Below are 9289 nucleotides of genomic sequence, written 5' to 3'. Positions count from 1 at the left end.
ATACGATAAACCCATAATGTAAGACAACTACGGGCTATAGCCATATCCTGCAACCTCTTCAAATCTGTCTTACACGCTCGCTACTCATCCATGCCATCGGCGACGGACTTGCGCTCATGATCCCTGTCTGCCACCCTGTCCCATGCCGTTATCCTCTCTTCCGCACGCGATCATTCGGCACTCAGGAGAAGTCCGGGGTACTCCCCCTATACCGGTGCCCTGGTGGAGCATCACCAAAACGGTGCTGGCCACCGCCGTGTTGAAGTTGACCGAAACGGGGGCATTCCGGCTGGATGATCCTTATGACGACTGGCCATTTACCATCCGGCACCTATTGCAGCATACGTCTGGGCTGACGACGTACGGGGGACCTGCCTACCAGAAGGCCGTCACCGGCGGAGAGCCGGTGTGGTCGGTCGAGGACTTGCTGACTCGACACACTATCCGACAGTTGCTCTTTACGCCCGGTGCGGGATGGGCCTATTCGAATATCGGGTATCTGTTCGTGCGGCACCTGATCGAGCACACGACAAAAGTGCCGCTCGACAGCGCGCTGCAGCGGCTTATTTTTACGCCACTCGGCATCACACGCACGCACATCGCCACGACCGCCTCGGAGATGGCGCACACCTCTTGGGGGAACCCGATGCAGTACGACCCACGCTGGGTGTTTCATGGCCTGTTGATCGGACCGCCGACGGATGCGGTGGCCTTTCTGGACGGATTGTTGGCGGGACGAATTCTTTCTGCCCTGTCGTTGGACACGATGCAGGACCAGCTAAGACTGGGCGGTCCCCTCCCACGCCGTCCCTGGGCAAAAACCGGCTATGGGCTCGGGGTGATGATGGGGGATGTGCATGGCGTCGGTCGCGTGGTCGGACACTCCGGCGTGGGGCACGATTCGGTCTCCGCGCTGTACGCGTTTCTCGACCTGCCCGGACGCCCCGTGGTCTCGGCGTTTGCACCAGGGACCGATGAGGGTATTGTCGAGCACGAGGCAGTCCGGCTGGCGCTCACCGACTGACGGCTTCTGGTCCATGACGGCATACCCTTGGAGCCGATCGATCACGTGGCCCGTTGAGGAGGATGCGCTCCCATACTGAATCGACAGATCAAAGAATTTACGGGGAGAGGATCTCTCGAACCGCCGTGGGGGCAAAGAATCCCTGATCTCGGAGCGTGACGAACCAGACCCGGGCAAACTCCTTCAAGTCCTGCTTCAGTGAGGACACGACGTGGGTACGTCTGCCCGTCTCGTCATACCGATACACTTCTTGCGAAAGCCCCAGGTAGTCGTTCCTGAAGGATACCGGTTCAGCTGCCACGCCTTCTGGCAAATTATAAAACAGAAACACGATGTCGGGATCCCGCATGAGATCACCGTTCTGTTCGCCATAGTGACACAGCGATACCAGTCGCCGCCCGTCCTGACTGACGCCGATCTCCTCGACCGAAAGTGGCATGTAACCAGGCACGATGATCCGTACCGCGCGTGCGCCGTTGAGCAAGTGATTCAAATCCGTAGCAGAGGCTTGATAGAGTTTCATGATCCTGTTCCTTTTTTGGCGTGAAGGAAGCCCCCGACCCGAGGGCCGGAGGCTTCCCGTGACGGTCAGCGGTCCGACCGCTCCGCGATCCAGCGTGTCGCCTGTTGGGCGACGACGATCAGCGCGTCAAGGTCTGCGACTCCGAAGGAGTCCGAATTCTTCCAGACTCCATCCTGGCCCTTGTACGAACGAGCCACGGTCACGTTGTAGAACGGACCGTTCATGCCCTCGGTCTTCCAGATGCTCGCCTTGATGCGGCTGCAGCGCAGCGTGGTGACCGGCTGGGGTTTCTTGTCTTGAGGTGCCATAGTGTTGTCTCCTTGAGTTAGAGTTGATGTGTTGGCCTCTCACGAGGCAGTGGAGGCCACACAGCGACGACAAAGGAGACAGAGAGGCCGTCGGCACCTGGCGGGCCGGTGGGCGCGGTGCGGAGGAATGACCGCGGGAAGGAGCCGCTCAGAGACGGCGCGCCGGCATGATCGACGCAGCCCGCCGGTGGAAAGCCAGGGCGGAGGCCGGATGCGCAGAGGCACCGGCCCAGAACCACAAGCTGGTCCCGCTCCTCACCAGTACGGCACGACAGAGCAGATTCAACGGACGAGGCGAGAAGGTCCTGTTCAGAGAGACCGAAGCGACCAAGCCCATGCGCCGCAGTGGAAAGGAGTCAGCGAGTCGGCTTCGAGACGGTCTTGAGCGTGACGTGGTTGTCGACCAGCAGGCGACCGACTACGTGCCAGATGGTCGCTGAACGCAGTGGAAGACCGAACAGCTTTCGCGAGGTTGCCGGGGAAGCTCAACCATGGTGACAAAAGAATGGGCCAGTATCAGAGACGAGCGGTGTCAGAAACGATCAGACGATCCCGCAATGCTTAGACCAGACTGAGTTTGAAGGGACGGATGGACTGGATGGCGAGGATGTATGGGAGGCCTGACATGCACTCCTCTATCACATCATCGTGCTGACACGTGTTATGCCCGATCCTTGGCCTTCAGTTCGGTTGCAAACGTCACAAGGGACATAACGAGCGTGAGCGGCGTATTCGCTAAGGGCACAGCGCCGTATGTGGCGTACCAGTCGGCGGCGCGGTCGTTCTTCGCATCGATGATGAGGATCACGCCGCCCACGTCAGCCGCGGCGCGCAGGCAGCGACGGCCTGCTGCAGCCAGGAGCTGGCCGCCTAGACCCTTCCCTTGCACACGCACATGTGTCGCGATACGTGCGAGCCGAAAGCCCGGAACATCGTGACGCGCGAGGCCGTGCCGCACCATCTCCGGCGTGTCCGCATACGCGAGCGCGCCGGGCGCGAGGCTATAGAAGCCAAGAACCGTCGTGTTGTCGGCATTGGCGATCGCAAGGAAGGTTTTCGCGCCGCCGGCGTCGTGACTTTGGCGGGCGTACCGATGCAGGAACTCGTTCATCGCGGCATCGCCGCAGTCAAACGTCTTGCGCTCGTGGTGTTTGCCGATCGGCTCCTCGTGCCAGGCCGGGATGCTCATTTTGCTTTCGGTAACGATGCGAGCGCCTTCCTGAGCCGGGCATTCGGTGCAGGGGGCTTTTCGAGCAGCTTCAGCACCATGAGGCTGTCCCGCTCCGATAACATGATGCGCTCGGCTTCTTCGATCACCTTCTTAGCTTCGCGCAAGGCCGGTTGCAGCACAAAATCCGTGAGGTCCGTATGTTTCAACGCCGCCGCCCGCACGAGCGTGGCCTTCTGCTCCGGGCGCACCCGGAGATTCATCCGCTTGTTATCGTCGACAGCGACTCGAGGCATGACTCGTCTCCTGTGTATGTACTCATTTAAAGCGTACTTGAAGATCGCGCGCATGTCAACGTGTGAACATTGAATAAGCATGCTTCCATGCTGCTCCATCATCGCGGCAAGAGAGCAGAAATGATGCGGCTCCTTGACCCATGCACCAGCCGGTCTGCTCCGGCTCAGCGCAAGATAGTACGTTCGCGCCCCTTGCGGCACAATGAAGGAGCATCTCGCCATCATCGGCGCAAAAGCATCCGGTACCGTGGTGACACTCGTATCTGCCCCGATGGGTTCTCTTCTGCTCCTCGATCTTCCCTGAAGAGCTATCACGATCATGACGGACTCAGAAATCTGACTCGCACACCAACCTCTTCTCAACATCGTGTTGCGTCCATCACCAACGCCGGGGGCGCAACACGTTCTCTGAGTTTGTGGCCACGATCGGCTGCAAGCGTGACACCGTCTCGGTGGCGCGGTTGCCACGGGCGTGCCACACCCCTTAGTGGGCGACGGCTGTTCTCTCAGCACGGTCGAGTTGCGTGACGCGACACGACGGTGCCGGACTCCACCTGGCACGGCGTCTCCAGACGCGGTGCCTCGGAGACGTGGGCCGCCGAAGTCCTTCGCCCAGCGCAGGACAGCGACGCCTCGGCAGAAACTCGTCCGACTCTCGGCTTTCTGCTCACCCAGGGAAGCGCCCTCTCCAGACTCGGGCGTACCCGACCCCATGGTCCTTTCTTTTGGCCAGCCTCCCCTACCTTTTCGGTATGGTCATAAATTCTGAACCCTCTCATAAGTGCGTCTCGGAAGCTCACGGTGTCGGCGAAAGAATGGGTGATCATGCTCTCTAAGACGACTCCTTCATCACGCACTCGCGATGCCGTAAAGCGGCAGGAGTCCCACCACCGAGTCCATACTTCGGATACCTGGCCGCCGCAGGTCTTTGATACCGTGGTGGATATACTGGCCCAGATCCTCGTGGCGGAATACCAGTCCACCCATGCCATAGGTTCCTCTCCACGCTTGACATTATCCGAGAGTCAACGGCATCCTTCGATCCCTCAAGAGAGAGAAGGAGCTTAATATGCGCGCTGCTGTGTACGCGAGAAAATCTACCGAACAAACGGGTGTGGCAGCGGAAGCTCGCTCCGTGACGCGACAGATTGAGAATGCAAAAGCATACGCCGAGTCTAAGGGCTGGACGGTTTCCGACGAACACATTTACATGGATGACGGAGTCAGTGGCGCCGAGTTCGTGAAACGCCCCGGGTTTCTAAGACTGATGAATGCGCTGAAACCCCGCCCACCGTTCCATGTTCTCGTGATGTCTGAAGAATCGCGTCTGGGTCGTGAGGCCATCCAAGTGGGCTATGCCTTCAAACAGATTGTCGATGCCGGTGTGCGAGTTTTCTTCTATCTCACAAACCAGGAACGGACGCTCGACAGTGCCACGGACAAGATGATGCTCGCTCTGACCAATTTCGCGTCAGAGTTTGAACGCGAGAAGGCGAGCCAACGGACCCATGACGCGATGATGCGTAAGGCCAAGAGTCTCTACGTGACCGGAAACAAAATTTACGGATACGACAATCAGCCGGTGTATGGCACCGATCGGAACTCGGATGGGACACTCAGACGTCAACATGTCGTGAGGAAGATTAATCCGGAACAATCCCGGATCGTGGCACAGATTTTTGAGCACTACGCGGCAGGTTGTGGCCTGGCGGCTATTGCAAAGACCCTCAATCAAGCACTGGTCCCTCCGCCGATGGGCGGACCTCTCGGTTGGTGTCCGACAGCCATCCGAGAGATCCTCCGGCGAGATCTCTACCGGGGCATCGTGTGGTGGAATCGAACACAGACTATTCAGCGAGACGGCACCAAGAAGCAGCGCAAGCGACCGCAGTCCGACTGGCTTCGACTGGAGGCTCCAGAATTACGGATCGTATCCGATGCTCTGTGGGCACAGGTTGAGGCCCTTCGGAAGCGAAACGCCGCGGCGTATAAGCGCGAGGGGCAGGGAAGGTTTGTGTCACGCCCGACCGGTGAGAACCAGCGCAGCGCGTATCTCCTGAGTAGTATCGCCAAGTGTGGCAGGTGTGGAGGTTCCATTGTGGCTATCAGTAAAGGCCGTGATGGGCGGTCCGGGCAGACGGTCTACCGATGTTCCTACTTTCACAAACGCGGAACGTCGATCTGTAGGAATGCCGTCTCCATTAAGCAAAACCTTCTTGATTCGGCGGTCCTGAGTGCGATGAATGAGGCCATCGACGGACGAGTCCTTTCAGCGTCAATCACACGAGCATTGGAAAAGTTGCGGGCACAGCAGGCTCATTCTCCGGACCGGCGTTCGGCCGTCACCCGGGAACTGTCTCTCCTCGAGACGCGCCTTCAACACCTTGTGGAGCTCATCGCAAACGGTCACGGGACACCTACCGTCGTCCAGTCCCTTCATAAGGAAGAAGCGCGAAAGGAGAGTCTTGTCGCCGAACTTGCGCAGCTTCAAGCCCTGACCACGACCCTCTCTTTGAATGAACGACAGATTACCAAACGACTACGAGAGGCCTTGGGCGATCACCCTGCGTTACTGGGGCGACACGTGCCTTTGGCTCGTCAGATGCTGAGGACGTTGCTGGATGGACACATCCTCTGTGAACCCATCGAGGAGGACCACAGGCCCGGCTACCGCTTCACGGCAACCGGGACATTTGGCCGACTGTTGACCGGAACCAGCGTCATCAACGCTGGTGGTGGAGGCGAGGGGAGTTGAACCCCTGTCCGAAGATCGTCAGTGCACTGTGTCTACATGTGTAGCCGACAATTTAAGATTCGCAGCCATCCACGCCCGTCGGCAGGCTTAGAACAGCCGCTAGCCCAGAACGTTCTCGTCCTCGGCCGCTGAGCACCGGCCTGGGACCAGCCCGCTGCATCGCGCCATTCCACCCCCGCGGGCCTCAGATGGAACGACGTCTCAGCCTAAATTAGGCTGCGAGTGCCAGTTCTTGATTGGCAGTTGCGTTTTCTCGGACTTTTACGAGTTCCCGAGAGCTCGACATGCGACAGTGACCTCAGTATCCCCGTCGAAACCGGTCGCCCCCTTTCTTCTATTTCGTGAAGCGTCGCTCGTCATTCGTGAAGTACGAGACCTGACTCTTACTTTCAATCTTACGAGATACGCTTCACGTTTCACGAACCACGTACTTTCTAGATACTCATGATACCGCAGAGGTCAATGGGATGCCACCGTTCTGGTCATAAGCCCTCTATTCATCAAGGCTGGGGCGGACCAGATAGGGCCCATAGTGAAATACGAAGAGGAGATAGGCTCCGCTCCAGCCGAGCGCGGATAGTCCGAGCATCGTATGGGTTAGGACGGTAGGCGTCCCCACGTTCGAAGCGAAGATGCGAAATAACGCCCCTGCGTTGACCAGTAGATACATCGCCACGGTGAGCCGGTCGGCATGCCGTGGTCTGCCCGTGTGGCCGAGACTTGCACGGGTCATGACCGCCAGCGTCATCGTCCCCATCGCCCCGCTGGTGAGAACATGAACGGCATTCGCGGTAGACAGCCCGAATCCGAGTATCGATCCACCAAGAACCAACAGAAACAGGCCGACCCATCCATATCCGACATGCAGAATCAGCACGAGCGGTTCCGGCCACGTCAGCCAGCCTTTCCAGCGAATGAGACGCACCAGACTCGCGACGCCGCACCCGATCAATAAGAAACCCGTCCACTGGCTCTCCGGCTGAGCGATCCAGCTGATCGCCCCTACGAGAACCAGAAGGATTGCACCGCCATCCACACGAGAAAAGACTTCCGGGGGCCGAGGGAACTTCTCAGTGATGAAGAACTCGCGAGTAAACGTAGGCGTGAGGCGCCCGCCGATCACGGTCAACATCACAGTCATGACGGAGAGTGCCAGACGTTCGGGAACATCAGTCGGCCTGCCCTGCAACGCGGACAGGTGAAAGAGCATATTCGCGCCGGCGAAAAAACTGACCAGCGCACCGATCGGAACCCGATCCCATGCTCCTGCTGCAATGATCTCCCGCCAAACATAGGCGGCCAAGATAACCAAGAACGCTCCGTCAATACCGACCGTCAGAGGACCTCCGGCCGCCGGCACAGTGACGAGCAGCCGCGCAGCCAGCCACAGCAGAAACAGCAGCAGCAATGGGGTGCCTCTCAATGGTATCCGGTCCGTCCAGTTGGGCATGGCCGTCAGCAGAAATCCGGCGATCAACGCCGGCAGATACCCGAACAACATTTCATGCACATGCCACTCGCGAGCAGGATAGAGAAACTCCCCCTGCACCAGGCCTGCGAAGACGGCGACCCAGACAAGAACCATCAAACCGGCGAAGACCGCCGCACCCAAAAAAAATGGCCTGAACCCGTACGATAAGAAGGCGGGCCCGTCGTACCGAGGAAACGTCGGCTCATCTTCCTCTTCCGCCGGCACAACGACCGATTGGGGAACGATCGGGAGTTCTTTACCTGTCATACCGGACAGGATTCTCGGCGGTGCATCAGAGCTTTGTCAACGGAGTATTCTGAAAACCAGAAGACAGGGTCGACGGGGGCAGCATCGCTGTGCCACCATTCACTCCTGTCATATCACCCACCATCCCTGCCTGCTACGTACGCTGTATCGTTTTGTCACCCCTGCTGTATCAAGAGAGATACGATGCAGAACCACCAGGCTCGAGGACATCTCGAACTGCACACGAGAATCGTAGCGCGGATTGAGAACGAGCGCGCCTTTGCCTCTCCACGGCAACACACCATTCATCCTGGCATCATCATTGCGTATACGTCTCACTACATACTGAGCACGAACATCCGCGCTCATCCAAACACGAAGGAGGGAGTCCCATGAGATGCACGAAATGCTGTGGGCTGATGGTGGTGGATCATTTACTGGATATGAAGGAAAGCTATCTGCCGATGTGGATGCAGGCCCTTCGGTGCCTGACCTGCGGCAACATCGTGGACCCACTGATCCATTTTCACCGTGCGACCCAGCAAGCGCAGAGGGCCAGACGGCTCACGACAGGGTTTACCAGAAAGACGACTCGACCGGCAGTGGCGGCATAGCAAGCAAGATGGTATCGCAACAACGCCGGTCAAATCGAGAGACGGGGCGTGCCTTCTGAATTGTTTCTTCCTGCATGAGACTCAGGGGCACGACCCCGTAGGCGCTCCATCCACACGCCCCGCACAGATAGAGGAGCCGTGCTATGCACGCTGTACGACTCCTGTTTAGTCAAGGTTCGGTCGAGATCGACCGACCCGCCCACAACGCGATTCCATCCACCTGACCACATAAACGGCCTCTCTCGTAAGCCCATCGCGTTTCCCATCAATCCCTCACACACATATCTACCAGCCAATAGCCCCGCGGTTAACTAACATAGAGAAGCCATATCTTCACGGGCGTAATACATCCTCCACAGCGCGCATACATGGAAGATCACACTCACCATCTCTTGAAATAGCGCTCGCCAACTGTATCGAAATAGATTCAGCGACATGAATCTATTTCGATACAGCTCAACTCCTCACGTATGACTGGGACACGGGATCTTGCGACATTACAAAATAAACCAATGAACTCGGAACAGCGTTCACGTTGGCACATTGCTTGCGTAACGACGCAGTGCATTGGTCGGCAGGATAGCTTGATGATTGATAGCAAGTAGTTAGCTTTCATATTGGTTAATTCCACTAATTACTTACTGACACTCGCAGTTGACAGGAGAAAATTGCATACATTACGATCGACGCGCTTGTATGCACGCCTACATAATAGCTCGGCGAGCAAGAGAACATCTTCTCGTTTTCAGCTATCCGACCAAAGTCGCGTGTCGTATCAGCATCAGGTTTAATTTCTCACTCAATAGGAGGCTTCGATGAAGAGGTATTTTAGGGCCTGTTAACATTACCGTAAGCCATCCACGATGAATGCGAACGTGATGAAC

Annotated in this window: 10 protein-coding genes and 1 other RNA gene; 4 read left to right on the top strand and 7 right to left on the bottom strand. The window is 57.7% G+C overall.

The genetic code is table 11. From position 1 onward, the window contains the following. Positions 1 to 142: 142 nt before the first annotated feature. Positions 143 to 1024 carry a serine hydrolase domain-containing protein gene (locus tag ACMTNU_RS19680; RefSeq protein ID WP_413936995.1) on the top strand — a complete coding sequence of 294 codons (882 nt, stop codon included), beginning with the start codon at positions 143 to 145 and terminating at the stop codon, positions 1022 to 1024. Between the two features lie 97 nt (positions 1025 to 1121). On the opposite strand, the gene ACMTNU_RS19675 is transcribed toward ACMTNU_RS19680, so the two are convergent. Beyond that, the gene (locus tag ACMTNU_RS19675; protein ID WP_413936994.1) at positions 1122 to 1547 is read right to left on the bottom strand and encodes a DUF6908 domain-containing protein; all 426 of its coding nucleotides are present in this window, start codon (positions 1545 to 1547) and stop codon (positions 1122 to 1124) included. A gap of 65 nt (positions 1548 to 1612) precedes the next feature. Continuing rightward, complete coding sequence (locus tag ACMTNU_RS19670; protein ID WP_413936993.1) at positions 1613 to 1855, bottom strand: hypothetical protein; 243 nt, start codon at positions 1853 to 1855, stop codon at positions 1613 to 1615. A 167-nt stretch (positions 1856 to 2022) separates the two neighbouring features. Here ACMTNU_RS19670 and ACMTNU_RS19665 point away from each other — a divergent pair, with 167 nt between their 5' ends. Then, positions 2023 to 2295, top strand: a complete 273-nt coding sequence (locus ACMTNU_RS19665; protein WP_413936992.1) for a hypothetical protein — start codon at positions 2023 to 2025, stop codon at positions 2293 to 2295. Between the two features lie 221 nt (positions 2296 to 2516). Here the strand turns inward: ACMTNU_RS19665 and ACMTNU_RS19660 are convergent, their stop codons facing one another. From ACMTNU_RS19660 to ACMTNU_RS19650, 3 genes are all read right to left on the bottom strand, one after another. Then, positions 2517 to 3044, bottom strand: coding sequence for a GNAT family N-acetyltransferase (locus ACMTNU_RS19660; protein ID WP_413936991.1), 528 nt, complete (start codon positions 3042 to 3044; stop codon positions 2517 to 2519). Beyond that, complete coding sequence (locus tag ACMTNU_RS19655; protein ID WP_413936990.1) at positions 3041 to 3319, bottom strand: DUF1778 domain-containing protein; 279 nt, start codon at positions 3317 to 3319, stop codon at positions 3041 to 3043. The genes ACMTNU_RS19660 and ACMTNU_RS19655 overlap by 4 nt, the downstream gene beginning before the upstream one ends. Positions 3320 to 4168: 849 nt before the next feature. Next, positions 4169 to 4306 carry a hypothetical protein gene (locus ACMTNU_RS19650; protein WP_413936989.1) on the bottom strand — a complete coding sequence of 46 codons (138 nt, stop codon included), beginning with the start codon at positions 4304 to 4306 and terminating at the stop codon, positions 4169 to 4171. 82 nt (positions 4307 to 4388) lie between these two features. Here ACMTNU_RS19650 and ACMTNU_RS19645 point away from each other — a divergent pair, with 82 nt between their 5' ends. Further along, positions 4389 to 6074: a recombinase family protein gene (locus ACMTNU_RS19645; protein WP_413936988.1), complete on the top strand. Its 1686-nt coding sequence runs from the start codon at positions 4389 to 4391 to the stop codon at positions 6072 to 6074. On the opposite strand, the gene ssrA is transcribed toward ACMTNU_RS19645, so the two are convergent. Together ssrA and ACMTNU_RS19635 are read right to left on the bottom strand one after the other, a co-directional pair. Then, positions 6053 to 6402: a transfer-messenger RNA gene (gene ssrA, locus ACMTNU_RS19640) on the bottom strand. The genes ACMTNU_RS19645 and ssrA overlap by 22 nt on opposite strands. Before the next feature lie 165 nt (positions 6403 to 6567). Further along, a complete protein-coding gene (locus ACMTNU_RS19635; protein ID WP_413936987.1) occupies positions 6568 to 7812 on the bottom strand; it encodes an NnrS family protein in 1245 nt (414 codons plus the stop codon). Between the two features lie 371 nt (positions 7813 to 8183). On the opposite strand from ACMTNU_RS19635, the gene ACMTNU_RS19630 reads away from it, so the two are divergent. After that, entirely contained in the window at positions 8184 to 8405 is a 222-nt protein-coding gene (locus ACMTNU_RS19630) for a hypothetical protein (protein ID WP_413936986.1), read from the top strand. Positions 8406 to 9289: the final 884 nt, after the last annotated feature.

Origin of the sequence: Nitrospira sp. BLG_1, assembly GCF_047338595.1 — a bacterium.
In the GTDB taxonomy this organism is placed as follows: domain Bacteria; phylum Nitrospirota; class Nitrospiria; order Nitrospirales; family Nitrospiraceae; genus Nitrospira_D.
The sequence above is the reverse complement of the archived record's forward strand: the minus strand, read 5'-3'. Positions and strand labels throughout refer to the sequence as shown.